Genomic DNA, 26155 nt, shown 5'->3' on the forward strand with positions numbered 1-26155 from the left:
CAAATCGGAATGGTGCGCAGCTTCAAATCGGAATGCTGCGCGAGATCACGTCGGAATGCTGCGCACGATCAAATCGGAACACTGCGCGTGATGACCTCGGAATCCGCAGTAGGGGATCAACGAGAAGACCGTCCTGAAGTGGCGGCACCGGCAGTCCGTCGAGGACATGCCGATGGGGCCGAGGGAGCGCCGCAGCACTGTGCTCTCACCGATGGAAGAGGCTGCCATCGTGGCGTTGCGGGTGCAGGCCCGGCTGCCTCTGGATGATGTCTACATCGCGTTGAAGGACGTGATCCCGCAACTGACCCGCTCATCCCTGCACCGCTGTCTGCACCGGCACGGTATCAGCCGTCTGCCTAAGGCCGACCGCGAGAAGCCGAAGACGTTCAAGGACTACGAGATCGGCTACTTCCACATCGACATTGCCGAACTGCGCTACGAAGGCGGCAAAGGGTTCCTCTATGTGGCGGTGGATCGCACCTCGAAGCTGGTCTTCGCCCGTATCTATCGCAAGGCCACCAAGTTGGCGGCGGCCGCCTTCCTCAAATCACTCGTCAGAACCGTGCCCTACAGGATTCACACCGTGCTGACCGACCATGGTGTCCAGTTCGTCCAGCTCCAGCGCGGTCAGAGCCGGGGATGGTTGATCCACATCTTCGAGCGGGTCTGCCTCGAAAACGGCATCGAGCATCGGCTGACCAAACCCTATCACCCATGGACCAACGGCCAGGCCGAGCGAATGGTCCGAACCATCAAGGAAGCGACCGTCAAATCCTTCCACTACGGCTCGATCCAGAAGCTACGACGACACGTCAGCGAATGGCTGATCGCCTACAACTTCGCCAAGCAGCTCAAGGCTCTGACGTTCAGGACACCCTACGAAGCCATCGAGGAACTCTGGAAATCAAAGCCCGATGCCTTTATCGTCAAACCCAACCATCACATGCCGGGACCAAACACCTAGGCGGCGCATTATAACGTCGGCCGTACTTATGTCGCTGACGCCTCAATCGGACTATTGGGCGGCAACGCTTTAATTTGCCGACAGCCGGTTTTGGGCCGTCGTCCTGCGTCTGCTATGACTTGGATCAGGCGCAGACCTGACGTGTTCTCGGAAGCTCAAAGGTTCAAATGCGAGTTATAGTAAAGGTGTGCCCGCGAAAGCGGGCATGACGAATGAAAGAATGCGCGGTGACTTGGCGGTCAGCGCTTCGCCGCAGGCTCCATCGGGATGATGACTTCATCGGGATGATAGGCGCCCAGTTTCTCGCGCACATATTCCTCGGCCAGATCGGGATCGACGCGCCGCCGGTCGAGCAAGTTGACACGGTTCTGCAGCTCGCTCTCCTTCTTGGCGAGCTCACTCAGCACCACGCGCTGCTTTTCAACCGACTGGCCATAATCGCCCCAAGCGTAGAGCCCGGTCGGTCCCAAAATGATGTAGCCGATCATCGCCAGCACCGCGATCACGGCGACCGCCGGACCGACGGCCCGGTTCATCGATTTGCGGAGTTTGTGGCGCTGCGTCATTGCTGCCCCTTGAATCAGAGTTGATTCAAGGCGTCAAGGCGCCTTGCGACGCTTTTCCACTATTCTCGTCACCCTGGACTTGTTTCAGGGTCCATGGCCTACCGCCAAAATCGACGCTGCGCAAAGTGACAGGCCAGACCCATGGATGCTGAAACAAGTTCAGCATGACGAGACAAAAGGGATCAGCCGAAAATCGCCGCACCCGGGTACCGCGCCATGTCGCCCAGTTCTTCCTCGATGCGGATCAGCTGGTTGTACTTGGCGAGCCGGTCCGAGCGCGCGAGGCTGCCGGTCTTGATCTGGCCGCAGTTGGTGGCGACCGCGAGGTCGGCGATCGTCGAATCCTCGGTCTCGCCCGAGCGGTGCGACATCACCGCAGTGTAGCGCGCGCGGTGCGCCATATCGACAGCGTCGAGCGTTTCGGACAGCGTGCCGATCTGATTGACCTTGACGAGCAACGAGTTGGCGAGGCCGTCCTTGATTCCCTGTTCGAGGCGCAGCGGGTTGGTGACGAACAGATCGTCGCCGACGAGCTGGCACTTGTCGCCGACCAGGTCGGTGAGCGCCTTCCAGCCCACAAAATCATCTTCGCTCATCCCGTCCTCGATCGACTTGATCGGATAGTCGTTGACGAGCGCGGCGAGATATTCGGCCATCTGCTGCGGGCTGAGCGACAGGCCTTCGCCGCTGATCTCATATTTGCCGTTCTTGAAGAATTCGGTCGCGGCGCAATCGAGCGCGAGGACGACATCGGTGCCGAGCTTGAAGCCCGCCTGATCGACCGACGCGGCGATGAAATCGAGCGCAGCGCGGGTCGAGGCGAGGTTCGGGGCGAAGCCGCCCTCGTCGCCGACCGCGGTCGCGAGGCCCTTCGCCGACAGGCCCTTTTTCAGCGTGTGAAAAATTTCGCTGCCCCAGCGCACCGCTTCGGCGATGCTGCCGGCGCCGACGGGCATGATCATGAATTCCTGGACGTCGATCGGATTGTCGGCATGTTCGCCGCCGTTGATGATGTTCATCATCGGCACGGGAAGCGTGCGCGCCGAGACGCCGCCGACATAGCGATAGAGGGGCAGGCCGCGCGCGTCGGCCGCGGCCTTCGCGGCGGCAAGGCTGACGCCGAGGATCGCGTTGGCACCCAGGCGGCTTTTGTTCGGCGTGCCGTCGAGGTCGATCATCGCCACGTCGAGTTCGCGCTGATCCTCGGCATCGAGGCCGATCAGCGCGTCGGCGATGTCGCCGTTGACTGCGGCGACGGCTTTCGTCACGCCCTTGCCCAGATAGCGGCTCTTGTCGCCGTCGCGCAGTTCGACCGCTTCGTGCGCGCCGGTCGAGGCGCCCGAGGGCACCGCGGCGCGGCCAAAGCTGCCGTCCTCCAGCAGCACATCGACTTCAACGGTGGGGTTGCCGCGGCTGTCGAGGATTTCGCGGCCGTGGATGTCGATGATCGCGGTCATGGATAATGTCCTGCTGAAAGCCCTGTCGGCAGGGCGGTAGGGAAAGGCGCCCGCCTGTTATCGGCGACACAGGAAAAGCGCAATAATGCATAGGAATTTTGCTGGCCTATGGAACCATTCGGCGCGCCTTGCTATATATTCAGACAGGACCAAAAGGGATGCTCGCCGCTGCGGCGCCCGACATAAGAAGAAGAGGACAACGCCATGGCCAAAGCCGCTACTCCCGCGACCAAGAAAGCCGCCGCTCCGCGTCCCAAGGCACCCGCAAAGGCCGCCGCCACCAAGGCCGCGCCCGCCCGCAAGCCCGCGACCGTGAAAGCCGCCAAGGATCATCCGATCCGCGATCAGCTGGCCGCGACCCGCGACACCATCAAGTCGGAAGCCTCGAAAAAGGCCGCCTCGCTGAAGGGTGAAGCGACGACGCTGGCGAATCAGGCGTCGGCCAAGGCGCGCGACGCCGCGACCAAGGGCAAGGGCAAAGCCGCCGATGCGGTCGGCAACCTCGCCAAGATGCTCGAGGACAGCGCCGGCACCGTCGACACCAAATTCGGCAAGCAGTACGGCGACTATGCCCGCTCGGCTGCGGCAACCGTCGCCGGTCTGGCCTCGACGCTCGACAAGAAGGATCTCGACGAGCTCGCCGCTTCGACCAAGGATATGGTCAAGAAGAACCCGGCGATTGCCGTCGGCGCCGCCACGGTGATCGGCTTCGTGCTCGCCCGCATGCTCAAGGGCGGCTCGAACGATTGACAAGGTCTTGGCCGCTTCCGATCCGAACCCTTTGCCCCCGTCCGCTAAGCCCAGCTTTGACGGCATAAGTCACGGCTACGCTCCCGACGGGCCGCCGGTCGCGCCGCCGCCCGTGCCGCTCGAACAGATTGTCGGCGATGTCGTCGACAATCTATCGGCGACAGCAAAGGCCGAGTTTGCGCTGATCGAGGCGCGCGGCGAGCTGGCGCTACACGGCGCCAGCCGCGCCGCGATCTGGGGCGGCGTGGCCGCGACGGCGGCGGGTGTGGCGCTGCTGGCGCTGGCATTCGGGGCGATCCTGGCGCTGTCGCCGCAGGTCGGCCCGCTGCTTGCGACGGTGATCGTCGTGACCGTCTTGCTCGCCATCGCCGGCGGTGCGGCATGGCGCGCGCATATCAGCTATGGCGACATTCGCACCGCGCTGCGGCGCGACCTGACCAACGAGGGGTTCGACGATGCCGCGGACGCGTAACCGCCTGATCGCCGCCGCGCGGCGCTCGATGCTGCAGCGCGCCGAACTGCACCGCCGGCTCGACGTCGCCAAGGCGGCGTTCAAGCCCGGCGCGCTGGTCGATCGCGGCAAATACCGCGTCAATGCCAAGATCGACGACGCCGCGCATGCGGTGCGGCAGGAGTTTCGCAACAACCGCTTGCCGATCGCGCTGGCCGCCGTGGCAGGGGTGGCGTGGCTGCTGCGCGAACCGATCAAGGAGCATGCGCCGCGGCTGACGCGCAAGATTCAGGATATGGCGAGCGCGATCACCGATCGGCTGCGCCCAACCGACGAAATGGCCAACGAAACATATGCCGATGACGGCGACTATAGCGAACCAGTGGAGAATGACGATGAAGCCGTTCAGTGAAACCGCCAGCGACGCGCGCGCCAAAGCGAGTGAACTTGCCGAGAAAACCGCCGAAAATGCGCGGCTGACCGCCGAAGCGGCGAAGGCGCGCATCCAGGACGGCTATGGCCGCGCGCGCGCCGTGACCGAAGATTTCGCCGCCAAGGCCAGCGAGCAGGCCAGCGTCGCCCGCGAAGCCGCCGGCGAGGTGTATGAAAAGGGCAAGGTCCAAGCCAAGCGCGCGAACAGCAAGCTGAAGGACGCGGCCGAGAAGCAGCCGATGGCGCTGGTCGCCGGTGCGATCGCGATCGGCGCGCTGCTCGGGTCGCTACTGCCGAAGTCCGGTTCGGGGGGTCGCAAGGGCGACTGACCGGCTTGCCGTAGCGGCGCCGCGCTGTTAGGGGCCGCGGCTTATCCCCTCCCCAGCGCTAACCCGCAAGGAAAGCACAGCCCATGAGCAAATTGCACCTCGTGTTCGGCGGACGTGTCAGCGATCCGCAGGGCACCGACTTTGTCGACCTCCACAACCTCGACGTCGTCGGCCTGTTCCCCGACTATAAGTCAGCCGAAAAAGCGTGGCGCGCCGCGGCGCAGCGCACGGTCGACGATGCCGAAATGAAATATGTCGTCGTGCATCTGCACAAGCTGTTGCAGCCGGACAGCGAGTAAACCTGTCTCGTCATTGCGAGGAGCAAAGCGACGCGGCAATCCAGAGTTTGCGTAAACCGGCCTGGATTGCTTCGCTCCGCTCGCAATGACGATCGGTTAGAATTTACCGGAAATTGTCGGCATAAGCCTGAATCTTCAGCGTGCGAACCGGCGGTGCGACGACGTCGGCTTCGATCCCGTTGCGTTCCGCATAAGCGACCGCCTCGTCCTGGCTCGCAAAGCCGAGCCGGATCTGCCGCTGGGTATCGCCGCTGCCCGCCCAGCCCATCAACGGATCGGGCCTGCGCGCTTCGGCGGGGGCGAATTCCAGCATCCAGCGCTGCGTTCCCGCGCGCCCCGATTGCATCGCATTTTTGGGTTTCTGAAAAATGCGCGCTTTCATCGGGACTGTCCTGCGTTGGTTGGGCTGCCCGTGCCTTAGCGGCAAGCAAAGACGACGAAAAGAGGAAACCCCATCGCCCCCGCTAAGGGCGTTTCAGAGTCACGTGCCTCTGAACGCGGCCGCGGGCGGTTTACGCAGCACGACCGGAAAAGGCCCACAGCGGCCCCCGCCTTCGCGGGGACGACGCATCTATTGTCCGTCGCGCCGCGCTTGCGCCGCCTTGGTCAGCAGGGTCGGACGCGCAGTCGCGGGATCGTCGGGCCAGCTGTGTTTGGGATAACGGCCGCGCATCTCGCGCGCCACATCGTGCCAGCTGCCGCCCCAGAAGCTGACGAGGTCGCGGGTCGTCTGGATCGGGCGGTGCGCGGGTGAGGTCAGCGCGAGGACCAGCGGCACCGGCGGATCGCCGATCACTGGATGCCGCGCCAGCCCGAACAATTCCTGCACCCGCACGCTGACCGTCGGCCCGCCGTCGGCGCCATAGTCGATCGGATGGCGGCTCCCGACCGGGGTGACATAATCGGCGGGCGCATGTTTTTCGAGCAACTGGCGCGCCGACCAGTCGAGCAGCCCCATCAGCACGTCGGTCAGCTTGCGGTCGCCGATATCGCGCAGCCCGCGGCATCCGCCGAGCAGCGGCGGCAACCAGATGTCGAGGCTGTCGGCGAGCGCACCGGTCGACAGCGTGTCGATCCCCGCAAAGGATGCCCGCTGGCGCAGCGCCTGCGCCGCCGGACCCCACCCTATCAGCCCCAGTCCCTTATCGCGCACCGCCGCCAGCCGCAGCGCGATGTCCTCCTCGACATTGTCGCTGCGCCCCGCCTGCCCGCTGGTCAGCGCAATCGCGCCGAGCCTCCGTTCGCGGCGGTGATCGACGCGGTCGCTCGCGGCATCATAGCTGCTCGCGGCGTGCGCGACGATGCGGTCGGCGAAGATCGCCTCGACCTCGGCCTGTTCGATCGGCGCTGCGGCGAGGATGCGAACCCCGGCAGCATGGCCCTGCGCGTCGGCGATCGCGAGCCATTCACCGCCCGCAAGCGGTTCGACCGGATCGATGCGATAGGCGCGGCCGCCGACGCTGAGATATTCGCCGCGCTGCCCGGCCCGTTGGCGGGCGACGCGGTCGGGCCAGGCGGTCGCGATCCAGCCGCCGATCGAGCGCGGTGCCACCTCATCGGTCCCTGCCGCCAGCTTGTCACCGATGCTCGCCAGCCGCCGCGCCAGCCGAACCGCGCCTTCGCTGCGGTCGCCGCGCTGCCCGCGCCAGCGCCCGAGCCGCGCCTCGACATCGACGCCGCGCCCGCCGAGCCCCGGTTCGGTGAGCAGCACCGCGAGGCGTCCGGCCATCTCGCCTTCCCCAGCGCGTGCCGCGTCGAGCAGCATATGCGCGAGCGGCACCGGCAACGAGATCGCGGCGAGCGCCTTGCCATGCGCGGTGATCCGGCCATCGTCGGCCAGCGCGCCGATCGCCTGCAAGCGCGTTTTGGCATCGGCGATCGCGGCGGGCGACGGCGGGTCGAGCCAGCCCAATTGGCGCGGATCGATGATGCCCCAGCTGGCGCAATCGAGCACCACGGGCATCAGGTCGTTTTCGTGGATTTCGGGCGGGTCGAACGGCGGCATTCCCGTCGTTGCCGCTGCTTCCCACAAGCGATAGGCGACCCCCGGCCCCTGCCGCGCCGCGCGTCCGGCGCGCTGGGTTGCCGATGCCTGGCTGGCGCGTTCGGTGACGAGGCGCGCGATCGCAGCCGCCTTGTCGAAGCGCGGGCGCCGCGACAGTCCAGCATCGATGACGATGCGCACCCCGTCGATGGTCAGGCTGGTTTCGGCGATGCTCGTCGCCAGGATCAGCTTGCGCCCGCCATCGGGATCGCGGACGAGCGCCTTGCGCTGGAGCGCCGGGTCGATCTGGCCGTGCAGGCGGTGGACGACCAGCGGCAACCCCGATGCCTCGACTGCCGCCGCGGCGCGTTCGATGTCGGCGGCGCCGGGCAGGAAGCACAGCATGTCGCCGCCCGCCTCATCGGCCATCGCCTGCCGCACCGCGACCAGCACGCTCGCCTCCAGCCGATCCTCGGCACGGCGGCCGATATGGCGCAGGTCGAGCGGGAATATCTTGCCCTCGCTGCGCACCACCGGCGCATTGCCGAGCAACGCCCCAAAACGCGCACCGTCGAGCGTCGCCGACATGGCGATCAACCGCAGATCGTCGCGCAGTCCCTGCTGTGCATCGATCGCCAGCGCGAGCGCGAAATCGCCGTCGAGGCTGCGCTCGTGAACCTCGTCGAACAGCACCGCCGACACGCCCGTCAGTTCGGGATCGGCGAGGATGCGGTTGCGGAACAGCCCCGGGGTCATCACCAGCAGCCGCGTCGCCGCCGATTGTTTGCTGTCGAGCCGTGTCGCATAGCCGACGTTGCCGCCGACCGGCTCGCCCATCTCGTCGGCAATCCGCTCCGCCGCGGCGCGCGCCGCCAGCCGGCGGGGCGACAGCAGCCAGACGTCGCCGCTGCACCACGGCTGGGCCAGCAACGCGGGCGCCACGCGCGTCGTCTTGCCCGCCCCCGGCGGCGCCACCACCACGGCATTGGGTTTAAGCACCAGCGCCGCCATGATGTCGGGCAAAACCTGATCGATCGGGAGCGGCTGCATCATGCCCGCGCCGCGGGGTTGCCCAGTTCGGCGTTGAGGCGGTGCGCCGCGGCGGCGAGGCGGGCGACCTGCTCCGACGTGGTTTCGGTCGCTTCGGTCAGCACCAGATTGCCAAGTTCATATTTGCCGCTCGCCTTGATCCGCGGCTCGATCTCGCGCAGCCGCTTGCCGCGCCAGAAGCCGAGCAGGACGCGATGCTCCTCGGCGCGGATCAGGATGCACGGGCCATTCGCCATGAAAACCAGGTTGGTCCATTTGATCGTTTCGGCGAACGGCGCGGCGTCCATGATCGCGGCGCGCATCATTTCGGCGCGGTCGCGCTGCCAGCCCGATAGCGCGGCGATATAGGCATCGGGAGTTTCCGCGACCGGACCCATTCCCATTGCCATCGCGCGGTTCAATAGGCGCGCGCGACGGCGAAGGCGACCGCCTCGGTCAGCGCCGCCTTCGCATGGCTGGCGCGGAAGCCGCCGATCGCATCGACCGCGCGCTGGCCATAGTGGCGCGCCCGCGCCAGCGTATCGTCGATCGTGCCATGCTGGCGCAGCAGGCGGGTGGCGTGGGCAAGATCTTCGTCCGACGTGCGGTGGCCGGTGATCGCGAGCTTCCAGAACTCGCGTTCTTCGGCGCTGCCACGCGCATAAGCGAGGATCACCGGCAGCGTGACCTTGCCATCGCGGAAATCGTCGCCGACCCCCTTGCCCATCGTTTCGGCATCCGAAACATAGTCGATCGCATCGTCGACCAGCTGGAACGCGATGCCCAGATTGCGGCCATAGGCGTCGAGCGCGGCCTCGGTCGCTTCGTCGCGTTCGGCGACGACCGCGGCGATCTTGCACGCCGCGGCGAACAGCTCGGCGGTCTTGGCGTTGATGATCGCGAGATACTGGTCTTCGCTGGTTTCGATGCGGCGCTGCGCCGAGAGCTGGTTGACCTCGCCCTCGGCAATCACTGCCGAGGCGCGCGACAGGATCTTGAGAACTTTCAGCGATCCGTCCTCGACCATCACCTCGAACGCGCGGCTGAACAGGAAATCGCCGACCAGCACCGACGCACTGTTGCCCCAGATCAGGTTCGCGGTCTTGCGGCCGCGGCGCAGGTCCGACTTGTCGACGACATCGTCGTGGAGCAGGGTCGCGGTGTGAATGAATTCGACCGCGGCCGCCAGTTTGCAGTGGCGGCGGCCCGGATAGTCGAGCAGCTGGCCGCACGCGAGGGTCAGCATCGGACGCATCCGCTTGCCGCCGCCGGCGATCAGGTGCCCGGCGAGTTCGGGGATCAACGGCACTTCGGATTGCATGCGGTCGAGAATGACCGAATTTACCTCGTTCATGTCGGCGGCGACAAGCGCCATCATCGGGTCGAGCGAGGGGGGCCGTTCGCCGTAGAGCTGGTGGATTTCGGCAGTCATGATGCGGCGAGCCTTGGCCGCGCGGCCGCGATTTTGCAACGACTTTCGGCTTGCTTTGGCCCCCCGCCCGGTGCCAAGCGTGCCGAGCATAAGAGGAGCCGCGCATGGACGACCAGCTGAGCCGTTACCGCCAGAGCATCGACAATATCGACGCGGCACTCGTCTATATGCTGGCCGAGCGGTTCAAGGTGACCAAGGCGGTCGGCGAGCTGAAAGCCCGCGACGGGCTGCCGCCCGCCGATCCGGGCCGCGAGGAGCGGCAGATCGAGCGGCTGCGGTCGCTGGCGCGCGATGCCGATCTCGACCCCGAATTCAGCGAGAAATTCCTGCGCTTCATCATCGAAGAGGTGATCCGCCATCACCAGCAGGCCCGCGACGCCTGACGCGGGGCCGCGAGGCGGCGTAACCTTTCGCCACGTGGCAGCGCATTGAAGATCATGCGCTGGTTATTCGCCCTGCTCTCCGCTCTGCTGATGTCGATGCCATCCGTGGCGACGGCAGCAGGCGTACCGAGCGCCGCAGCGTGCCGGCATGAAGCGGCAGATGGGATGCGCGATTGCTGTCCCGACCATGATGCCACCTGCCGCGACGCCGCATGCATGGCCCGGTGCCTGGCGGCGGCAATGGCGAACCCGGCTGTCCCATCGATCGGGCACGAATGGCGGGCTGGCTCAGGCCGCCCGCCCGCCGCGTTGGCGCTGACCACTTGGCAGACGCCGCCGCCGACGCCGCCGCCGAACGTCAGCGCCCTTCTCGATCCACCATAAGATTTGAACAAAGGATGATTGAAATGAAGACGTTTATCACAACGATTGCCGTGGCTCTGACCGCAATGTCCACATCGGCGATGGCCGCTGCACCAGCGGCGTTCGACGCCGCCTGTTGCGCGCTGGGCGTTTGCTGCGGCGGGCCTTGCTGCTAAACAAAGCAGGCTATGACGAGAGGGGTCGGACCAATGGTCCGGCCCCTTTTTACACGGTTTTCTTACCCTGCCGGTAGCCTGAGCCGCACCAGCAAGCCGCCCAGATCCTCGCTTTCCTCGAGCGCGATGCTGCCGCCATAGATTTCGGCGACGTCGCGGACGATCGCCAGGCCCAGCCCGGTTCCGGGCTTGCCGCTGTCGAGCCGCACGCCGCGATCGAAGATGCGGGTCCGGTCGGCGGGCGAAATCCCGGCGCCGTCGTCCTCGATCAGGATTTCGGCCATCGCGCCGTCGCGCTGGATGGTAACGAAGACGCTGCCGCCGCCATATTTGGCGGCATTTTCCAGCAAATTTCCGACCAGTTCGTCCAGGTCCTGGCGCTCGACGCGCGCGATCAATTGCCGGTCGCCCGTGGCATCGAGCCGAGCATCGGGGTAGAGCAGCCCGACCGCGCGCGACACGCTGTCGACGCTGTCGCGGACGTTTGCGCGCGCCTGGGCAGCACCGCGGCGCCCGACCGCGCGCGCGCGCGCGAGGTGATGTTCGACCTGCCGCTGCATCGTCGCCGCCTCGCGCCGCACCGTGTCGGCGAGCGGCGAGATTTGGCTGGTCGCGCTGTTGAGCAACACGGTCAGCGGCGTTTTAAGCGCATGCGCCAGATTGCCCGCGTGCAGCCGGGCTTCCTCGGCCTGTTTCTCGTTGTGCGCGAGCAGCGCGTTGAGTTCGTCGACCATCGGCTGCACTTCCAGCGGCAACGGCGCATCGACGCGCCGGTTCTGCCCGCCGCGCATCGCCGCGATGGCGCGGCGGATATGGCGCAGCGGCCACAGCCCGTAAAAGGTCTGGAGCGCCGCGAGGATGATGAGGCCGAGGCCGAGCAGCGCCAAGCTGGGGATCAGCGTCGCGCGGACCGCGCCGACCTGCGCGTCGAGCGCGACGCGCGATTGCGCGATCTGGTACCGCCAGCTGACCTTGCTGCCCGGCAGGATGACATTGCGTTCAAGCACCCGCAGTTCTTCGTCGGGAAACTGGTTGCTGTCATAGGTGTGGATCTGGTCGTCGATGTGCGGGGTTGGCGCCTTCAGCGAGCGTTCCCACAGCGAGCGCGAGCGATAAGGTTCCTGCTCGCCGCCGCTGATCTGCCAGTACAAGCCGCTATAGGGTTCGAGGAACCGCTGATCGCCGAGCGGTTCGACCAACCGCACCTCGCCATCGGGGCCGATTTCCGACGAACGGATCATCGCGATCAGCACATATTCCAGGCTGGAATCGAAATTGCGGGTGATCGCCCCGGTCAGCACGCGGTCGAGCGCGAAGCCGCCGCCGATCAGCAGCACCGAAATCCACAGCGCCGCGATCGCGATCATCCGCCGCGCGAGCGAGCCGGTGATGCGGCTGGGCGGCACTGCCGGTTTTGCCGCCGCGTCCGGGTCGGTCACGAGCGCCGGGGCGACGTCGGCCTCCGCCATGACTTATTGCGGATCGTCGAGCTGGTAGCCGAGACCGCGGATCGTCGTGATGATGTCGGCGCCCAGCTTTTTGCGGATGCGGGTCACGAACACCTCGATCGTATTCGAATCGCGATCGAAATCCTGATCATAGATATGTTCGATCAATTCGGTGCGCGACACCACCTTGCCCTTGTGATGGAGCAGGTAGGACAGCAGCTTATATTCCTGCGCGGTCAGTTTCACCGCTTCGCCGGCCAGCGTGACCCGGCCCGAGCGGGTATCAAGCCGCACCTGCCCAGCGATCAGTTCGCTCGACGCATTCCCCGCGGCGCGGCGGATGAGCGCGCGCAGACGGGCGATCAACTCTTCGGTCTGGAACGGCTTGGCCAGATAGTCGTCAGCGCCGGCGTCGAGCCCCGCGACTTTGTCGGACCAGCTATCGCGCGCGGTCAGCACCAGCACCGGGAAATTGCGCTTTTCGCGGCGCCAGCGGTCGAGGACGGTCAGCCCGTCAATCTCGGGCAGCCCGAGGTCGAGGATCGCGGCGTCATAATTTTCGGTTGAGCCGAGGAAGTGCCCGTCCTCGCCATCGGTCGCGAGATCGACGGCATAGCCGGTCCCTTCCAGCGTGGCCTTCAACTGCGGCCCCAGCGTGGGTTCGTCTTCGACAATCAGGATCCGCATTCAGACGCCTTTCATTGGCAGACCGGACAGGGCCGGTCGCATATTTTGACTGTGTATCAAGTCCGAACGATCATCGCAAAATGTCGTTGCGATGAATCGTCGGCGCCAGAATCGGTAGCAGGTGATGTCAGGGTTTGCGGCCGACGATCCGGCCGGTGCGGGCATCGACATAGACGACGACGACCTGACTGCCGTCCATGAACTTCAAGGCATAGATCATTCGGCCCGCATCAAACTGCGGCCCGCCCAGATAGGTCATGCTGCTGTAGGGCGCGCGCGAACGAACGTCGGCGATCAGGCGGTTGAGCGGCACGACCTGTCCCTGCGCCGCCGCGTCGCGCATATTATCCTGGTCGCGATCGTTACGCGCGGCGGCAGGCATGCCCGCAGTGAGCAGCAGGGCCGAGAGGATGGAGAGGGTCAATGTGCGGATCATGGCCGTTTCTCTAATGCAAAGGCATTGAATAGGCGATGAATGACCCCGTCAGCCCCCGTTTTGGTTCGGGATCCACCGCCTGGGTCATGGTGGGCGCGGCAGGGATTGAACCTGCGACCCCACCCGTGTGAAGGGTGTGCTCTACCACTGAGCTACGCGCCCGTCCGGGTCCGACCGAGTGGCCGACGCCCGAAAGCCGGACGTCCATAGCCGCTGCACCGATGATTGCAACGGCGATTTCGCCGAAACACCGCGCCGATGCAAATCAGGCCGCAGCTTGCGCTGCGGCCTGAAATATTCTTACCCAAAGGGCTGACCAATCAGTTGACCGCGTCCTTGAGCGCCTTGCCGGCCTTGAACTTGGGCTGGTTCGACGCCGCGATGGTCATCGTTTCACCGGTGCGCGGGTTGCGGCCGGTCGATGCCTTGCGCTTGCTGACTGCGAACGTACCGAAACCAACGAGACGAACTTCGCCGCCCTTTTTCAGCGAACCCGTGATCGCTTCGAAAACGGCTTCGACGGCTTTGCTCGCGTCACCCTTGGTCAGGCCGCTCGAGTCAGCGACGGCGGCGATCAGGTCTTGTTTGTTCATGCCTAAGGAACCCCTGCTTATGGTTGATTGAATGATTCATGGCCGTGCCATGGGGCGTCACTAACGCCGTTTCGTCCCTTGTTGTCAAAGCAAAAAAGGACGAAAACCGCCGTTAAACGACGATTTTGCGACGAAAAGCAGACTCGTAAGACAGCAAAACGATCAGGGTCAGTGGCGAATCGTCGTTTCGAGGTCCGCACCGGGGGCAATCGGCGGCGACGCCGCGAGTTCGTCGGCTTCGGTCCATTCGATCGGCACGATCGGACTGACCAACGCCACCGCCAGCACCTCGTCGACGTGACTAACCGGAATGATCTTGAGCCCGGTGGTGATGTTCGCCGGGATTTCGACCAGATCCTTTTCATTTTCTTCCGGAATCAGCACGGTGGTGATGCCGCCGCGCAGCGCCGCGAGCAGTTTTTCCTTGAGCCCGCCGATCGCCAGCACGCGGCCGCGCAGCGTGACTTCGCCGGTCATCGCGACATCGCGGCGCACCGCGATCCCGGTCAAGGTCGAAATCATTGCGGTGACCATGCCGACGCCCGCCGACGGGCCGTCCTTTGGCACCGCGCCCTCGGGCAAATGGATATGGATGTCCTTGCGCGCGAACAGGCTGGGCTTGATGCCATAGCTTGGCGCGCGCGCTTTCACGAACGACAGCGCCGCCTGCACCGATTCGGTCATCACTTCGCCGAGCTTGCCGGTGGTGCGCACCTGGCCCTTGCCCGATGCGGTGACCGCCTCGATGGTCAGCAATTCGCCGCCGACCTCGGTCCATGCCAGCCCGGTGACGGCGCCGATCTGGTCCTCCAGATCGCCCATGCCGTGGCGATATTTGCGCACCCCCGAAAACTCGTTGAGGTTTTCCGAGGTGATGGTGACACTTTCGGTCTTGCCTTCGAGGATGCGGCGCAGCGCCTTGCGCGCCAGCCGCGCGATTTCGCGTTCGAGCGTGCGGACGCCGGCCTCGCGGGTGTAATAGCGGATCAGGTCGCGCAGCCCTTCGTCGGTCAGCGTGAATTCGCCGTCCTTCAGCCCATGCGCCTCGATCTGCTTGGCAATGAGATGCAGCTTCGCGATCTCGACCTTTTCGTCCTCGGTATAGCCTTCGAGCCGGATGATCTCCATGCGGTCGAGCAGCGCCTGCGGCAGATTCAGCGAGTTGGCGGTGGTGACGAACATGATGTCGCTGAGGTCGACGTCGATCTCGAGATAATGGTCCTGGAATTTGCCATTCTGTTCGGGGTCGAGCACTTCGAGCAACGCCGACGCCGGATCGCCGCGGAAATCCTGACCCAGCTTGTCGATCTCGTCGAGCAGGAACAGCGGGTTCATCGTCCCCGCCTTTTTCAGGTTCGTCACGATCTTGCCCGGCAGCGAGCCGATATAGGTGCGGCGGTGACCGCGAATTTCAGCCTCGTCGCGCACGCCGCCCAGCGACTGGCGAATGAATTCGCGCCCGGTCGCCTTGGCGATCGACTTGCCGAGGCTGGTCTTGCCGACGCCCGGCGGGCCGACGAGACAAAGGATCGGACCCTTCAGCTTGTTGGTACGCGCCTGCACCGCCAGATATTCGACGATGCGGTCCTTGACCTTTTCGAGCGCATAATGGTCATCATCAAGCACGGCCTGCGCCGCGGCGATATCCTTCTTCAGCTTCGACTTCTTGCCCCACGGCAGGCCGATCAGCGTGTCGAGATAGTTACGAACGACCGTGGCCTCGGCCGACATCGGCGCCATCGCGCGCAGCTTCTTCAGCTCGGCGTTGGCCTTGGCTTTGGCCTCCTTCGACATCTTCAGGCCGTCGATCTTGACCTGCAGTTCGGCCAGGTCGTCGCCGCCCTCGCCATTGTCGTTGCCAAGTTCGCGCTGGATCGCTTTCAGCTGTTCGTTGAGATAATATTCGCGCTGGCTCTTTTCCATCTGGCGCTTCACGCGGCCGCGGATCTTCTTTTCGACCTGCAGCACGCCAAGCTCGCCTTCCATGAAGGCGAACACCATTTCGAGCCGCTTCGACGGCGCGTCTTCGACGAGCAGCGCCTGCTTGTCCGACACCTTGATGTTGAGATTGCCCGCGACCGAGTCGGCGAGGCGCGAGGCGTCGTCGATCTGCGACAGCTGGACCGCGGTTTCGGCCGGCATCTTTTTGTTGAGCTTGGCGTAATTTTCAAACTGGTCGACCACCGAGCGCATCAGCGCCGCGGTATCGACGCTGTCGTCGACCGTATCGCCGATCGGCTTCACGCTCGCCATCACGGCTTTATCGTTGCTGGTCAGCGCGACCAGCTTGGCGCGCTCCTTGCCCTCGACCAGCACGCGAACGGTGCCGTCGGGCAGCTTGAGCAGCTGCAGCACGGTCGCGATCACGCCCGTGTCGTACAGATCGTCGCGCTGCGGATCATCCTCGCCCGGGTCGAGCTGCGCGACGAGGAAGATTTCCTTGTCCGATTCCATCGCGGTTTCGAGCGCGGCGACCGAACGGTCGCGCCCGACGAACAGCGGCACGATCATGTGCGGGAAAACGACGATGTCACGCAGCGGCAGCAGGGGAAAAGATTGCGTCATTACGGCTCCTGGACGAGCGTCACGACCGGACGCACCGCCCTTCTTATAGGGTGATCATCGCTAATATGGCGTAACTTCGCACGCATTCAATGTCGCTGCCGTGAACAGCGGGGGCAAAGCCGGCTCAAAACGGCAGCTTGAAGCCCGGCGGCAGCGGCAGACCGCTTGTCATCTTGCCCATTTCTTCGTTGCTGACCCGGTCCGCCTTTTCGCGCGCGTCATTGAACGCCGCGGCGAGCAGATCTTCGAGCATTTGCTTGTCGGCAGGGACAATCAGACTGTCGTCGATGTTGATCGCCTTGATCCGGCCCTTGGCGCTGGCCAATATCCGCACCAGACCGCCGCCCGAAACGCCCTCGACCTCGACGCTGTCGAGCTTCGCCTGCGCCTCCTGCATCTGCGCCTGCACCGTGGCGGCCGCTTCCTGCGCCGCCTTCATCATCTCTTCGATCGATTTCATGGATTGGACTTATGGCGATTGTCGGCGGGGTCTTCAAGTTTCGCGTCGGGAAAAGCGGCCAATGCGGCTTTCACCACCGGCAAAGCCCGGATTCGCGCGTCATTGTCGGCGACCGTCGCGGCGCGGACTTCGCCCAGGCTGGGCCGTGCTTCGCCTTCGCCGCCCCGGACATGCCAGCGGCTGCCGGTGGCAGCGAACAGCGCGTCGCCCAAGTCGCGCTCGAACGCGGCGGACAGCGCCGCAGCCGGGGAAAAGACAAGATGGCCCGGTTCGAGTTCGACGATCCGCAGATGATCATGGACATCGACCGCCAGCCGATGGTTGCCGCTGCTTTCGAGCAGTTGGTGGATCTGTGCGATCGTCAGCGACGTCGCGGGCGTTTCCGCCACCGCAGCAGCCGGGGCGGCGGCGGCGGGCTCCTTGCTCGCCCCTGCAGCGGGCACCGCGAGCGGCATTGTCGGCAATCGCCCCGATTCCAGGATTTTCGCCAGTTCGCCGGGGTCGGGCATCGATGCGGCGTAAATGACCCGCAGCAACAGCATCTCCAGATGCTCGAGCGGATTGTTCGCGCGCAGCACCTCGTCATGCCCCTTGAGCAGCAATTGCCACAGCCGATTGAGGGGCGCGAAGCCGAGCTTCTGCGTCCAGTCGACGATCCGCTCGCGGTCGGCCTGCGCCAGCGCGGGATCCTCATGGCGCGAGACCTTGGCCAGCGTGATCGCGTGGGTCAGGTCCATCAGCCCGCGCACCATCGCCACCGGCTCGATGCCCAGCGCATATTGGCCACGCGCGAGGTCGATCGCGCCGCCGGCATCCCCTTCCAAAATCGTTGCCATGAGGTTGGCGATCGACGAGCGGTCCGACAGGCCGAGCATCACGCGCACCTGGTCGGCGCTCACCTTGCCCCCGCCGTCCAGATCGGCATGTGCGATAGCCTGGTCGAGGATCGACAGCCCGTCGCGCACCGATCCCTCGGCCGCGTTGGCGATCAGCCAGATCGCCGGCGCCTCGGCTTCGACGCCTTCCTTTTGCAGAATCGCGCTGAAATGCGCGAACAGCATGTCGGGGGTGATGCGGCGCAGATCGAACCGCTGGCAGCGCGACAGCACGGTCACCGGCACCTTGTTGACCTCGGTCGTCGCGAACAGGAATTTGACGTGCGGCGGCGGCTCTTCGAGCGTTTTCAGGAGCGCATTGAAGGCATTACGCGACAACATGTGGACTTCGTCGATGATGTAGATCTTGTAACGCGCCGACACCGCGGCATAGCGCACCGCCTCGATAATCTCGCGCACATCGTCGACGCCGGTGTTCGATGCGGCGTCCATTTCGATGACGTCGATATGGCGGCCCTCGGTGATCGCGCGGCACGGTTCGCATACCCCGCACGGATCGATCGTCGGCCCGCCCTGCCCGTCGGGTCCGATGCAGTTCAGCGCTTTCGCGATCAGGCGCGCGGTCGACGTCTTGCCGACCCCGCGCACCCCGGTCATCAGAAACGCGTGCGCCAGCCGATCGCGCGCGATCGCATTGCCCAGCGTGCGGACCATCGCATCCTGACCGATCAGTTCGGCAAAGGTTTGCGGGCGATATTTGCGCGCGAGGACGCGGTACGGGCCGGATGACGCCTGCGGCTTCACCTCGGGCAGGTCCATTCCCAGCATCGGGGGTTCGTCGTCGGCGGAATCGCTCATGGCATCGTCTTAGGGACGGCGCGCGATCTTGTCGAAGGGGGAAATTGGGTGGGAGCCGGAACGACCCGCGGCGAATTCGTTGCGGCTGCTTCCTTCCGGACCTGACCGGGTTGGCGAAGACCACGTCCGCCCGACTCCCGCGGCGCATATGGCGGGGAGATCAGCGAATTGCAAGCGTTGCGCTCAGCGCGGCCCCTGCATGTTGCGGCTTTCGCCCGGGATATGCACGGTCAGCCCGTCCATCGCCTCGGTTAGCAAAATCTGGCACGCGAGGCGGCTGGTGCGGCGCACGCCGGCGGCGAGGTCGAGCATATCCTCTTCCATCTCGCTCGCCGGCGGCAGGCGGTCGAAATCCTCTTTGGCGACAATGACGTGGCATGTCGAACAGGCCATCTGGCCCTCGCACGTCCCTTCGAGCGGCATCATGTGCGCCTGCGCGACGTCGAGCAGGATGCTGCCCGGTTCCGTTTCGGCCTCGGTGCGCCCTTTGCCATCGGTGTGGATGAAGGTGACGCGCATCAATTGACCCCCTGCAATCGTGCCGCATCCTTGATCGCGGTCAGGCCGTCGCGCAATTCCTGTTCGCTGGTGTAGCGCCCCCAGCCAAGGCGGATCGAGGCGCGCGCATCGGCCTCGCTGACCCCCATCGCGCGCAGCACATGGCTGACCTTGCCCGACCCACTGCCGCACGCGCTGCCGAGCGAAAAGGCGATGCCCCGCGCGTCGGACATCAGGCGGAGGCCGTTCACGCCCGCGCGGCGGATGTTGAAATTGCCGTGGTAGCGCGCGTCGGCGGCGCCATTGAGCGTCCATTCGGGCAGCATGTCGCGCGCCAGTGACCATAGCCGCGCGACATGCGCGGTGTCGGCGTCGGCCCGCTCGGCCGCCAGCGCCGCAGCGGCGCCAAACCCGGCGCACAGCGCGGGCGAGACGGTTCCCGAGCGCATCCCCTGTTCCTGCGCGCCGCCGAGCATCAGCGGCGGCAGGTCGATGCCGTCCCTGATCCACAGCGCGCCGATGCCTTTGGGGCCGTGGATTTTGTGCGCCGAGACGGCGATCAGGTCGGCGCCCTCGGGGATCGCCACGCGCCCATAGCCTTGCACCGCGTCGCAGAGCAGCAGGCTGTTCTTCACATGGGCGGCGGCGGCGAAATCGGCGACCGGCTGGATCGTCCCGACCTCGTTATTGACCAGCATCGCCGCAACGATGCCATTTTCGGGGATCAACGCAGCGTCGGGCGGCAACGCCAAGCCCTCGGCATCGACCGGCAGGATCGCGGCGTTCAACCGCTCGAGACATTGCAGCGACGCCGCATGTTCGATGCTCAATCCGGCGACCCCGCCCGGCATGATCTCGGCGCCGCGGAGCAGCGCCCAGTTGAGCGCCTCGGTCGCGCCCGAGGTGAAGAAGACACGCCCCCCCTTCGGAAGCAGCGCCGCGACCTGATCGCGCGCGACCTCGACCGCCGCGGCGGCGGCGCGCCCGCCTTTATGCGTGCTCGACGGGTTGGCAAAGCCCCCGAGGTCATTGGCGCCTTCTCCCGGCCCCGCCAGCCAGCGCAGCATCGCCTCGCGCGCTTCGGGGGCGAGCGGCGTTGTGGCTTGGTAATCGAGGTAAATCATCCGGCGGACAGATCCTTATTGCGAGCGATTCGCAAAAGTTGCAACATGCTACGCAATTTCTATATAGGCGCCATCTTCGCTCCGCCACCCCGCCAGCCCGGCGATTCGGCGGCCAGCCATAAAAGATAATGAGGTGCTCCCATGCCCGACGTGATTTTCCCCGGCCCCGAGGGCCGTATCGAAGGCCGTTTCTCGCCCCCGCCGCGCCCGCGCGCGCCGGTTGCGCTGATCCTGCATCCGCATCCGCAGGGCGGCGGCACGATGAACGACCGTATCACCCAGGCGATGTACAAGAGCTTTGTCGCGCGCGGCTTTGCGGTGCTGCGCTTCAACTTCCGCGGTGTCGGCCGCAGCCAGGGCACGTTCGACAACGGCATCGGCGAGCTGAGCGATGCCGCATCGGCGCTCGACTGGGTCCAGTCGATCCATCCCGAGGCGCAGACGACGTGGATCGCAGGTTTCAGCTTTGGCGCGTGGATCGGCATGCAATTGCTGATGCGCCGCCCCGAAATCCGCGGCTTCCTGTCGGTCGCGCCGCCGGCGAACATGTACGACTTCAGCTTCCTCGCCCCCTGCCCCTCGTCGGGCATCATCGTCGCGGGTGGGCAGGACGAAATCGTGCCGCCGGTCGCGGTGCAGAAGCTGGTCGACAAGCTGCGCACCCAAAAGGGCATCACGATCCATCACGACGAAATCCCGCGCGCCAACCATTTCTTCGAGCATGAGCTCGACCAGCTTATGAAGTCGCTCGATAACTATCTGGATATGCGGCTCGCGCCCGATTCGCCGATCCGCTGATTCAACGATCCTCCCTGTGGCGAAGCCATGGGGAGGTGGCAGCCCGCAGGGCTGACGGAGGGGCCATTGCGCACGGTCGGCGCCCCTCCACCATCGCCTGCGGCGACGGTCCCCCTCCCCATCGCTTCGCGACAGGGAGGATTTTACTTCACCGGCACCAGCCAGATCGCGACATTGGCGAACATCACCAGCGCCGCGACCAGCATCAGCAGCGCGCGGCGACGATCGCCCCCCCGAAAGACATAGGCAGCGCCGCCGGTCAGAACGACCCCGGTGAGCATCAGCACGGATATGACAGTGTCGGACATGCCGCGGCTTTATCGGTCGCGTCACAAATTTGCCACCTCGCTTATGGCCAATCCGCGCGGCTTCGCCTAAAGCGCGCTCATCGATTCCTTGTCCAAAGCGGGAGCCGCGCCGATGCGCATCGCGATTGCCTCTGACCATGCCGCTTACGAGCTGAAGGCGCTGCTCGCCGACTGGCTGCGCGCCGAAGGCCATGCGGTCGAGGATCTGGGCACCAACGGGCCCGGCAGCGTCGATTACCCCGATTATGGCTATGCGCTGGGCGAAGCGATGGCCGCGGGCCGCGCCGACCGCGGCGTTGCGCTGTGCGGGTCGGGGATCGGCATCTCGATCTCGGTCAACCGCAACCCCGCGGCGCGCTGCGCGCTGGTGTCCGAACCGCTGTCGGCAAAGCTGGCGCGCGAGCATAATGACGCCAATGTCATTGCGATGGGCGCCCGCCTGACCGGCATCGACATGGCCAAGGCTTGCCTCGCCGCCTTTCTGACCACCGACTTCGCCGGCGATCGCCACGCCCGCCGCGTCGATAAACTATCGAATCCGCCTCAACTGGAGACCAGCCGATGACGACCAACACGCTCGACAAGCCCATCAAATCGGCCGGCTATTTCACCGATGGTGTTGGCACTGTGGACCCCGCAGTCGCCGCGGCGATGAAGCATGAACTCGAACGCGAACAGTATCAGATCGAACTGATCGCCAGCGAAAACATCGTCTCGAAAGCGGTGCTGGAAGCGCAGGGTTCGGTGTTTACCAACAAATATGCCGAGGGTTACCCCGGCCGCCGCTATTATCAGGGCTGCGCCCCGTCGGACGAGGTCGAAACCCTCGCCATCGACCGCGCCAAGCAGCTGTTCGATTGCGCTTATGCCAATGTCCAGCCGCATTCGGGCGCCCAGGCCAATGGCGCGGTGATGCTGGCGCTGACCAAGCCCGGCGCGACGATTCTGGGGATGAGCCTGGACGCCGGCGGTCACCTGACCCACGGGGCGCCGCCCGCGATGTCGGGCAAATGGTTCAACGCGGTACAATATGGCGTGCGTCCCGACGACCATCTCGTCGATTTCGACCAGGTCGAGGCGCTGGCCAAGGAACATCGCCCTGCCTTGATCATCGCGGGCGGCTCGGCCTATCCGCGCACCCTCGATTTCGCGCGCTTCCGGGCGATTGCCGACGATGTCGGCGCGCTGCTGATGGTCGATATGGCGCATTTCGCGGGCCTTGTGGCCGGCGGCGTTCATGCCTCGCCGCTGCCGCACGCGCATGTCGTCACGACGACGACGCACAAGACGCTGCGCGGCCCGCGCGGCGGCATGATCCTGACCAATGACGAAGCGATCGCCAAGCGGATCAATTCGGCGGTCTTCCCCGGGTTGCAGGGCGGCCCGCTGATGCACGTCATCGCCGCGAAAGCGGTGGCATTCGGCGAAGCACTGCGCCCCGATTTCAAGGATTATGCCAAAGCCACCGTCGCCAATGCCCAGGCGCTCGCCGCCCGGCTGAAAGCGCGCGGCGCCGACATCGTCGCGGGCGGCACCGACACGCACCTCGCGCTCGTCGACCTGCGCCCGCTGGGCGTTACCGGCCGCGACGCCGACGAGGCGCTGGAGCGCAGCGCGATCACCTGCAACAAGAACGGCGTGCCCTTTGATCCGCTGCCGCCGGTCAAGACCAGCGGCATTCGCGTCGGGTCGCCCGCCGGGACGACGCGCGGCTTTGGCATCGCCGAGTTCGAGGCGATCGGCGATATGGTGGCCGATGTGCTGGAGGCGCTGCGCGACAAAGGCGAGCATGGCGACGCCGATGTCGAGGCGAATGTTCGCGGCCGCGTTCGCGCGCTGTGCGAACGCTTCCCGATCTATCAGGGGTAAGCGCGATGGCACGGCAACATCCCGAAGAACCGACGTTGGCCGAGGTCACGATCGAAGAGGTTAAGGCGATGGCCAAGCAGGGTATGGCGCATCCATCGACCCGGCCGGTGCTGGTCGGCGGCGGCGTCGGCGCGGTCATCGGCCTGCTGCTCGATGCCGTCACCTGGCCGGTCGGGCTGTTCGCCGGCGCCGCCATCGCGCTGCTGATGCGGGTGCGTCGCTAACCCATGCGCTGCCCCTATTGCGGCCATGAAGACAGTCAGGTGAAGGACAGCCGTCCCACCGAAGACAGCGCGGCTATCCGGCGGCGGCGCCAGTGCGAGGATTGCGGCGCACGCTTTACGACGTTCGAGCGTATCCAGCTGCGCGAAGTCGGCGTGCTCAAGGCCGATGGCCGCCGCGAGCCGTTCGATCGTGAGAAACTGATGCGGAGCATCCAGATCGCCTGCCGCAAGCGTCCGATCGACGGGGCGCGGATCGAACGGCTGGTGTCGGGCATCCAGCGCCAGCTGGAAACATCGGGCGACAGCGAAGTGCAGGCGGCGCAGATCGGCGCGATGGTGATGGAAGCGTTGAAGGGCTTCGACAGCGTCGCCTATATCCGCTTTGCCAGCGTCTATCGCGAATTTACCGAGGCCAGGGACTTCGAGGAGTTCGCCTCGTCGGTGACCGAGGCGGCGCACAAGAGTTGACCGACGCGGCCCCACCCCCCGTCATCGTCCTCGTCCGCCCGCAGCTTGGCGAAAATATCGGCAAGGCGGCACGCGCGATGCTCAATTTCGGGCTGACCGAATTGCGTCTGGTGACCCCGCGCGACGGCTGGCCCAATCCCGACGCGGGTCCGGCGGCAGCGGGCGCTGACGTCGTGCTTGCCGAGGCGCAGGTGTTCGGCAGCCTGGCCGAGGCGGTCGCCGATTGCACCACCATCTATGCCACCACGGTGCGCAAGCGCGGCGTCGCCAAGCCTGTGCTGACGCCCGAAGCCGCGGCGCGCGCGGTGCACGCCAGCGCGGGCCGTTCGGCCTTTGTCTTTGGCGCCGAACGATCGGGGCTCGACACCGACGATGTGGCGCTGGCGCACGCGATCGTCACAGTGCCGATCAATCCCAAATTCGCGTCGCTCAACCTGGCGCAGGCAGTGATCCTGCTCGCCTATGAATGGTCGAAGCATGCTCCGGGCGAAGCCGAGGGGGGCGTCGCATTGGCGAGCCCGCCAGAGGTGCCGCTCGATCCCGTGGCCCCGCACGCCGAACTGGAGGAACTGATCCAGCATCTGGTTCGCGATCTCGACGCCAGCGGCTATTTTGTGCCGCCCGAGCGAACCGAAGCGACGCTGCGCACCTTGCGCACCGCGCTGACCAAGACCGGGTGGTCGCACAATGATATCCGGATGATGCACGGCATTATAACCAGCCTGGGCAGGACGCCGAGACCGCGATAGCCGTCGGCCCCGCACCGCGGGATACGCCGTTGGACGATTCGCGGCGTCCGTAGAGCCGTTGAAGCCGGACATCATGATCAAGCCTTCCTGGCCATCGCCGTGATGCAGTGCACCAGTACACTTGGCCTTCAAGCGATACGCGCCTATGCCGTTGCGTCGTTCAGGAGTCTGATTCGCATGATGATTTTGTTGCTCTCCCTCACCCTGTCGGCGGCATCGCTGGATGCGGCAACCGCCGCACCATCGGCAACCACCGGCGTCAGCAAACCGGCCAAGCCCGCCAAACCCAAGAAGGTTTGCGAGAAGATCGAAGTCACCGGCAGCACGGTGCCGAAGCGCGTCTGCCGCCTCGTCGCCGAGCCGGCCAAGCCTGCCCCCGACGCGGCGCGCGCCGACACCGCTTCGCCTGCGGGCGGCACCACCAACTAATCCATCCGCTCAGCGATCGGCGCGGATTTGGTCCCATTTGGCGGCCTCGTGCGCGATCGATTGTTCGACCAGTTCGTTCCACACCGCGCGCAGCCGTTCGGGCGCCAGCCCGGCGGCCGCGGCTTCGCGCCCGACATTGTCGAGCACTTCGGCCTTGCGCGCTTCGTCGCGCACCGTGGCGCGGTCGCTCTTGATCCGCGCGGCGGCGTCCATATAGCCGAACCGGCGGACCAGCAGCGCGACGAGCTGACGATCGACGTCGTCGACCCCGGCGCGCACCTCGATCATCGTTTCGCAGGTTTCGGGAGATTTGGCAGCGGTCATGCGCGCTGCCTTTAGCGGCTTTTTCGATGCTGTCGAGACGCGCGTCCGACAAGCGCCGCAACGCTTGACTTTGCCCGCCTCCCCCTCTAATCGCGCGCCTTCGCAATGGACCCCGCACCCCGGTGAAGCGGCGGTCGCATATGGCTCTTGCCCATATGGTGCGACCCGGGAACCGCCGAAATCCTTCGGCACACAGCATATTGGAGACGACCTATGTCGAAGCGCCAGAGCGCCAAGTATAAACTCGACCGCCGGATGGGCGAAAACATCTGGGGTCGCCCGAAGAGCCCGGTCAACCGTCGCGAATATGGCCCCGGCCAGCACGGCCAGCGCCGCAAGGGCAAGGTGTCGGATTTCGGCATCCAGCTGCGTGCGAAGCAGAAGCTGAAGGGCTATTACGGCGACATCACCGAAAAGCAGTTCAAGAAGAACTATTTTGAGGCGTCGCGGATGAAGGGCGACACCGGCCAGAACCTGATCGGCCTGCTCGAACGCCGCCTCGACGCGGTGGTCTATCGCTCGAAATTCACCCCGACGATCTTCTCGGCGCGCCAGCTGGTCAGCCATGGTCACGTCTATGTGAACGGCGTGAAGTGCAACATCGCCAGCCGCCTGGTGAAGCCGGGCGACGAAGTGACCCTGGGCAAAAAGGCGCAGGAAATGGCGCTGGTCGCCGAAGCGCAGAGCCTGCCCGAGCGCGACCTGCCCGAATATCTGGCGGTCGACGGCACCAAGGCCACCTATGTCCGCGTTCCGACGCTGGACGAAGTGCCCTATCCGGTAAAGATGGAACCGAACCTGGTCGTCGAATTCTATTCGCGCTGATCGGGCGGTTCACCGCACAAAACAAAGGGGCGGTCCGGCGA

At 65.4% G+C, this 26155-nt stretch carries 32 protein-coding genes, 1 tRNA gene and 1 other RNA gene; 15 read left to right on the forward strand and 19 right to left on the reverse strand.

Going from position 1 to position 26155, the window contains the following annotated elements:
• The first annotated feature begins 115 nt into the window (after positions 1-115).
• A complete protein-coding gene (locus tag FFS68_RS13300) occupies positions 116-964 on the forward strand; it encodes an IS481 family transposase (protein WP_137753691.1) in 849 nt (282 codons plus the stop codon).
• A 239-nt stretch (positions 965-1203) separates the two neighbouring features.
• Here the strand turns inward: FFS68_RS13300 and FFS68_RS13305 are convergent, their stop codons facing one another.
• Both FFS68_RS13305 and eno read right to left on the reverse strand, forming a co-directional pair.
• Positions 1204-1530, reverse strand: coding sequence for a septum formation initiator family protein (locus FFS68_RS13305; protein WP_137753692.1), 327 nt, complete (start codon positions 1528-1530; stop codon positions 1204-1206).
• 182 nt (positions 1531-1712) lie between these two features.
• Positions 1713-2987 carry a phosphopyruvate hydratase gene (gene eno, locus FFS68_RS13310; RefSeq protein ID WP_137753693.1) on the reverse strand — a complete coding sequence of 425 codons (1275 nt, stop codon included), beginning with the start codon at positions 2985-2987 and terminating at the stop codon, positions 1713-1715.
• A 204-nt stretch (positions 2988-3191) separates the two neighbouring features.
• Between eno and FFS68_RS13315 the strand changes: the two genes are divergently transcribed.
• From FFS68_RS13315 to FFS68_RS13335, 5 genes are all read left to right on the forward strand, one after another.
• Positions 3192-3737 carry a hypothetical protein gene (locus tag FFS68_RS13315; protein WP_137753694.1) on the forward strand — a complete coding sequence of 182 codons (546 nt, stop codon included), beginning with the start codon at positions 3192-3194 and terminating at the stop codon, positions 3735-3737.
• Between the two features lie 31 nt (positions 3738-3768).
• Positions 3769-4209 carry a phage holin family protein gene (locus FFS68_RS13320; protein WP_249340154.1) on the forward strand — a complete coding sequence of 147 codons (441 nt, stop codon included), beginning with the start codon at positions 3769-3771 and terminating at the stop codon, positions 4207-4209.
• The gene (locus tag FFS68_RS13325; RefSeq protein WP_249340155.1) at positions 4193-4600 is read left to right on the forward strand and encodes a hypothetical protein; all 408 of its coding nucleotides are present in this window, start codon (positions 4193-4195) and stop codon (positions 4598-4600) included. Before FFS68_RS13320 ends, FFS68_RS13325 begins: the two co-directional genes overlap by 17 nt.
• Entirely contained in the window at positions 4584-4949 is a 366-nt protein-coding gene (locus FFS68_RS13330) for a hypothetical protein (protein WP_137753696.1), read from the forward strand. Before FFS68_RS13325 ends, FFS68_RS13330 begins: the two co-directional genes overlap by 17 nt.
• Positions 4950-5032: 83 nt before the next feature.
• Positions 5033-5248: a DUF4170 domain-containing protein gene (locus FFS68_RS13335; RefSeq protein WP_137753697.1), complete on the forward strand. Its 216-nt coding sequence runs from the start codon at positions 5033-5035 to the stop codon at positions 5246-5248.
• A 103-nt stretch (positions 5249-5351) separates the two neighbouring features.
• Here FFS68_RS13335 and FFS68_RS13340 read toward each other — a convergent pair whose 3' ends face one another.
• From FFS68_RS13340 to FFS68_RS13355, 4 genes are all read right to left on the reverse strand, one after another.
• The gene (locus FFS68_RS13340; protein ID WP_137753698.1) at positions 5352-5630 is read right to left on the reverse strand and encodes an ETC complex I subunit; all 279 of its coding nucleotides are present in this window, start codon (positions 5628-5630) and stop codon (positions 5352-5354) included.
• Between the two features lie 189 nt (positions 5631-5819).
• Positions 5820-8285, reverse strand: coding sequence for an ATP-dependent helicase HrpB (hrpB, locus tag FFS68_RS13345; protein WP_137753699.1), 2466 nt, complete (start codon positions 8283-8285; stop codon positions 5820-5822).
• Complete coding sequence (locus tag FFS68_RS13350; protein ID WP_249340156.1) at positions 8282-8671, reverse strand: DUF1801 domain-containing protein; 390 nt, start codon at positions 8669-8671, stop codon at positions 8282-8284. Before FFS68_RS13350 ends, hrpB begins: the two co-directional genes overlap by 4 nt.
• Positions 8672-8679: 8 nt before the next feature.
• On the reverse strand, positions 8680-9693 hold the full coding sequence (locus tag FFS68_RS13355) for a polyprenyl synthetase family protein (protein WP_137753700.1): 1014 nt from the start codon (positions 9691-9693) through the stop codon (positions 8680-8682).
• Positions 9694-9797: 104 nt separating this feature from the next.
• Between FFS68_RS13355 and FFS68_RS13360 the strand changes: the two genes are divergently transcribed.
• Positions 9798-10076 (forward strand): chorismate mutase, encoded by a 279-nt coding sequence (locus tag FFS68_RS13360; protein ID WP_137753701.1) that lies wholly within the window; start codon positions 9798-9800, stop codon positions 10074-10076.
• 601 nt (positions 10077-10677) lie between these two features.
• Here FFS68_RS13360 and FFS68_RS13365 read toward each other — a convergent pair.
• From FFS68_RS13365 to FFS68_RS13415, 11 genes are all read right to left on the reverse strand, one after another.
• Complete coding sequence (locus FFS68_RS13365; RefSeq protein WP_137753702.1) at positions 10678-12084, reverse strand: HAMP domain-containing sensor histidine kinase; 1407 nt, start codon at positions 12082-12084, stop codon at positions 10678-10680.
• A gap of 3 nt (positions 12085-12087) precedes the next feature.
• Entirely contained in the window at positions 12088-12750 is a 663-nt protein-coding gene (locus FFS68_RS13370; RefSeq protein ID WP_137753703.1) for a response regulator transcription factor, read from the reverse strand.
• 127 nt (positions 12751-12877) lie between these two features.
• Positions 12878-13186 carry a hypothetical protein gene (locus FFS68_RS13375; RefSeq protein WP_137753704.1) on the reverse strand — a complete coding sequence of 103 codons (309 nt, stop codon included), beginning with the start codon at positions 13184-13186 and terminating at the stop codon, positions 12878-12880.
• Between the two features lie 87 nt (positions 13187-13273).
• Positions 13274-13348, reverse strand: a tRNA-Val gene (locus tag FFS68_RS13380).
• 158 nt (positions 13349-13506) lie between these two features.
• Positions 13507-13779, reverse strand: coding sequence for an HU family DNA-binding protein (locus FFS68_RS13385; protein WP_088441614.1), 273 nt, complete (start codon positions 13777-13779; stop codon positions 13507-13509).
• 168 nt (positions 13780-13947) lie between these two features.
• Positions 13948-16344, reverse strand: coding sequence for an endopeptidase La (gene lon / locus FFS68_RS13390; RefSeq protein ID WP_137753705.1), 2397 nt, complete (start codon positions 16342-16344; stop codon positions 13948-13950).
• A gap of 124 nt (positions 16345-16468) precedes the next feature.
• Positions 16469-16804: a YbaB/EbfC family nucleoid-associated protein gene (locus tag FFS68_RS13395; protein WP_137753706.1), complete on the reverse strand. Its 336-nt coding sequence runs from the start codon at positions 16802-16804 to the stop codon at positions 16469-16471.
• On the reverse strand, positions 16801-18498 hold the full coding sequence (locus FFS68_RS13400) for a DNA polymerase III subunit gamma/tau (RefSeq protein ID WP_137753707.1): 1698 nt from the start codon (positions 18496-18498) through the stop codon (positions 16801-16803). The genes FFS68_RS13395 and FFS68_RS13400 overlap by 4 nt, the downstream gene beginning before the upstream one ends.
• Positions 18499-18542: 44 nt before the next feature.
• Positions 18543-18640, reverse strand: an RNA gene (ffs, locus tag FFS68_RS13405) — signal recognition particle sRNA small type.
• Positions 18641-18681: 41 nt separating this feature from the next.
• A complete protein-coding gene (locus tag FFS68_RS13410; protein ID WP_137753708.1) occupies positions 18682-19020 on the reverse strand; it encodes a 2Fe-2S iron-sulfur cluster-binding protein in 339 nt (112 codons plus the stop codon).
• Positions 19017-20120 (reverse strand): aminotransferase class V-fold PLP-dependent enzyme, encoded by a 1104-nt coding sequence (locus FFS68_RS13415; protein ID WP_137753709.1) that lies wholly within the window; start codon positions 20118-20120, stop codon positions 19017-19019. The genes FFS68_RS13410 and FFS68_RS13415 overlap by 4 nt, the downstream gene beginning before the upstream one ends.
• A gap of 141 nt (positions 20121-20261) precedes the next feature.
• Here FFS68_RS13415 and FFS68_RS13420 point away from each other — a divergent pair, with 141 nt between their 5' ends.
• Positions 20262-20918 carry an alpha/beta hydrolase gene (locus tag FFS68_RS13420; RefSeq protein ID WP_137753710.1) on the forward strand — a complete coding sequence of 219 codons (657 nt, stop codon included), beginning with the start codon at positions 20262-20264 and terminating at the stop codon, positions 20916-20918.
• Between the two features lie 143 nt (positions 20919-21061).
• Here the strand turns inward: FFS68_RS13420 and FFS68_RS17935 are convergent, their stop codons facing one another.
• Complete coding sequence (locus FFS68_RS17935; RefSeq protein ID WP_171003879.1) at positions 21062-21226, reverse strand: hypothetical protein; 165 nt, start codon at positions 21224-21226, stop codon at positions 21062-21064.
• A 112-nt stretch (positions 21227-21338) separates the two neighbouring features.
• On the opposite strand from FFS68_RS17935, the gene FFS68_RS13425 reads away from it, so the two are divergent.
• The 6 genes from FFS68_RS13425 (at position 21339) to FFS68_RS13450 (ending at position 24965) form a co-directional block, all read left to right on the forward strand.
• Entirely contained in the window at positions 21339-21791 is a 453-nt protein-coding gene (locus FFS68_RS13425; protein WP_137753711.1) for an RpiB/LacA/LacB family sugar-phosphate isomerase, read from the forward strand.
• Positions 21788-23095 (forward strand): serine hydroxymethyltransferase, encoded by a 1308-nt coding sequence (gene glyA / locus FFS68_RS13430; protein ID WP_137753712.1) that lies wholly within the window; start codon positions 21788-21790, stop codon positions 23093-23095. The genes FFS68_RS13425 and glyA overlap by 4 nt, the downstream gene beginning before the upstream one ends.
• 5 nt (positions 23096-23100) lie before the next feature.
• On the forward strand, positions 23101-23319 hold the full coding sequence (locus tag FFS68_RS13435) for a hypothetical protein (protein WP_137753713.1): 219 nt from the start codon (positions 23101-23103) through the stop codon (positions 23317-23319).
• Between the two features lie 3 nt (positions 23320-23322).
• On the forward strand, positions 23323-23787 hold the full coding sequence (gene nrdR, locus FFS68_RS13440; RefSeq protein WP_137753714.1) for a transcriptional regulator NrdR: 465 nt from the start codon (positions 23323-23325) through the stop codon (positions 23785-23787).
• Positions 23784-24536 carry a TrmH family RNA methyltransferase gene (locus FFS68_RS13445; RefSeq protein WP_137753715.1) on the forward strand — a complete coding sequence of 251 codons (753 nt, stop codon included), beginning with the start codon at positions 23784-23786 and terminating at the stop codon, positions 24534-24536. Before nrdR ends, FFS68_RS13445 begins: the two co-directional genes overlap by 4 nt.
• A gap of 177 nt (positions 24537-24713) precedes the next feature.
• Entirely contained in the window at positions 24714-24965 is a 252-nt protein-coding gene (locus FFS68_RS13450; RefSeq protein ID WP_137753716.1) for a hypothetical protein, read from the forward strand.
• 9 nt (positions 24966-24974) lie between these two features.
• Here the strand turns inward: FFS68_RS13450 and FFS68_RS13455 are convergent, their stop codons facing one another.
• On the reverse strand, positions 24975-25289 hold the full coding sequence (locus FFS68_RS13455) for a chorismate mutase (protein WP_137753717.1): 315 nt from the start codon (positions 25287-25289) through the stop codon (positions 24975-24977).
• 213 nt (positions 25290-25502) lie between these two features.
• On the opposite strand from FFS68_RS13455, the gene rpsD reads away from it, so the two are divergent.
• Positions 25503-26114 (forward strand): 30S ribosomal protein S4, encoded by a 612-nt coding sequence (gene rpsD, locus FFS68_RS13460; protein WP_137753718.1) that lies wholly within the window; start codon positions 25503-25505, stop codon positions 26112-26114.
• The last annotated feature ends 41 nt before the right edge of the window (positions 26115-26155 follow it).

This window comes from Sphingopyxis sp. L1A2A, from assembly GCF_005502465.1.
In the GTDB taxonomy this organism is placed as follows: Bacteria; Pseudomonadota; Alphaproteobacteria; order Sphingomonadales; family Sphingomonadaceae; genus Sphingopyxis.

Excerpts from the sequence above, each read along its gene's own strand:
- FFS68_RS13435 (WP_137753713.1), top strand. The coding sequence starts at position 23,101 with ATGGCACGGCAACATCCCGAAGAACCGACGTTGGCCGAGGTCACGATC.
- FFS68_RS13375 (WP_137753704.1), bottom strand. The coding sequence starts at position 13,186 with ATGATCCGCACATTGACCCTCTCCATCCTCTCGGCCCTGCTGCTCACT.
- FFS68_RS13340 (WP_137753698.1), bottom strand. The coding sequence starts at position 5,630 with ATGAAAGCGCGCATTTTTCAGAAACCCAAAAATGCGATGCAATCGGGG.
- FFS68_RS13400 (WP_137753707.1), bottom strand. The coding sequence starts at position 18,498 with ATGAGCGATTCCGCCGACGACGAACCCCCGATGCTGGGAATGGACCTG.
- FFS68_RS13360 (WP_137753701.1), top strand. The coding sequence starts at position 9,798 with ATGGACGACCAGCTGAGCCGTTACCGCCAGAGCATCGACAATATCGAC.
- FFS68_RS13395 (WP_137753706.1), bottom strand. The coding sequence starts at position 16,804 with ATGAAATCGATCGAAGAGATGATGAAGGCGGCGCAGGAAGCGGCCGCC.
- FFS68_RS13315 (WP_137753694.1), top strand. The coding sequence starts at position 3,192 with ATGGCCAAAGCCGCTACTCCCGCGACCAAGAAAGCCGCCGCTCCGCGT.
- FFS68_RS17935 (WP_171003879.1), bottom strand. The coding sequence starts at position 21,226 with ATGTCCGACACTGTCATATCCGTGCTGATGCTCACCGGGGTCGTTCTG.
- nrdR (WP_137753714.1), top strand. The coding sequence starts at position 23,323 with ATGCGCTGCCCCTATTGCGGCCATGAAGACAGTCAGGTGAAGGACAGC.
- rpsD (WP_137753718.1), top strand. The coding sequence starts at position 25,503 with ATGTCGAAGCGCCAGAGCGCCAAGTATAAACTCGACCGCCGGATGGGC.
- FFS68_RS13420 (WP_137753710.1), top strand. The coding sequence starts at position 20,262 with ATGCCCGACGTGATTTTCCCCGGCCCCGAGGGCCGTATCGAAGGCCGT.
- FFS68_RS13425 (WP_137753711.1), top strand. The coding sequence starts at position 21,339 with ATGCGCATCGCGATTGCCTCTGACCATGCCGCTTACGAGCTGAAGGCG.
- FFS68_RS13450 (WP_137753716.1), top strand. The coding sequence starts at position 24,714 with ATGATGATTTTGTTGCTCTCCCTCACCCTGTCGGCGGCATCGCTGGAT.
- FFS68_RS13415 (WP_137753709.1), bottom strand. The coding sequence starts at position 20,120 with ATGATTTACCTCGATTACCAAGCCACAACGCCGCTCGCCCCCGAAGCG.
- FFS68_RS13370 (WP_137753703.1), bottom strand. The coding sequence starts at position 12,750 with ATGCGGATCCTGATTGTCGAAGACGAACCCACGCTGGGGCCGCAGTTG.
- lon (WP_137753705.1), bottom strand. The coding sequence starts at position 16,344 with ATGACGCAATCTTTTCCCCTGCTGCCGCTGCGTGACATCGTCGTTTTC.
- glyA (WP_137753712.1), top strand. The coding sequence starts at position 21,788 with ATGACGACCAACACGCTCGACAAGCCCATCAAATCGGCCGGCTATTTC.
- FFS68_RS13335 (WP_137753697.1), top strand. The coding sequence starts at position 5,033 with ATGAGCAAATTGCACCTCGTGTTCGGCGGACGTGTCAGCGATCCGCAG.
- FFS68_RS13330 (WP_137753696.1), top strand. The coding sequence starts at position 4,584 with ATGAAGCCGTTCAGTGAAACCGCCAGCGACGCGCGCGCCAAAGCGAGT.
- FFS68_RS13325 (WP_249340155.1), top strand. The coding sequence starts at position 4,193 with ATGCCGCGGACGCGTAACCGCCTGATCGCCGCCGCGCGGCGCTCGATG.
- FFS68_RS13385 (WP_088441614.1), bottom strand. The coding sequence starts at position 13,779 with ATGAACAAACAAGACCTGATCGCCGCCGTCGCTGACTCGAGCGGCCTG.
- FFS68_RS13355 (WP_137753700.1), bottom strand. The coding sequence starts at position 9,693 with ATGACTGCCGAAATCCACCAGCTCTACGGCGAACGGCCCCCCTCGCTC.
- hrpB (WP_137753699.1), bottom strand. The coding sequence starts at position 8,285 with ATGATGCAGCCGCTCCCGATCGATCAGGTTTTGCCCGACATCATGGCG.
- FFS68_RS13365 (WP_137753702.1), bottom strand. The coding sequence starts at position 12,084 with ATGGCGGAGGCCGACGTCGCCCCGGCGCTCGTGACCGACCCGGACGCG.
- FFS68_RS13350 (WP_249340156.1), bottom strand. The coding sequence starts at position 8,671 with ATGGCAATGGGAATGGGTCCGGTCGCGGAAACTCCCGATGCCTATATC.
- FFS68_RS13305 (WP_137753692.1), bottom strand. The coding sequence starts at position 1,530 with ATGACGCAGCGCCACAAACTCCGCAAATCGATGAACCGGGCCGTCGGT.
- FFS68_RS13455 (WP_137753717.1), bottom strand. The coding sequence starts at position 25,289 with ATGACCGCTGCCAAATCTCCCGAAACCTGCGAAACGATGATCGAGGTG.
- eno (WP_137753693.1), bottom strand. The coding sequence starts at position 2,987 with ATGACCGCGATCATCGACATCCACGGCCGCGAAATCCTCGACAGCCGC.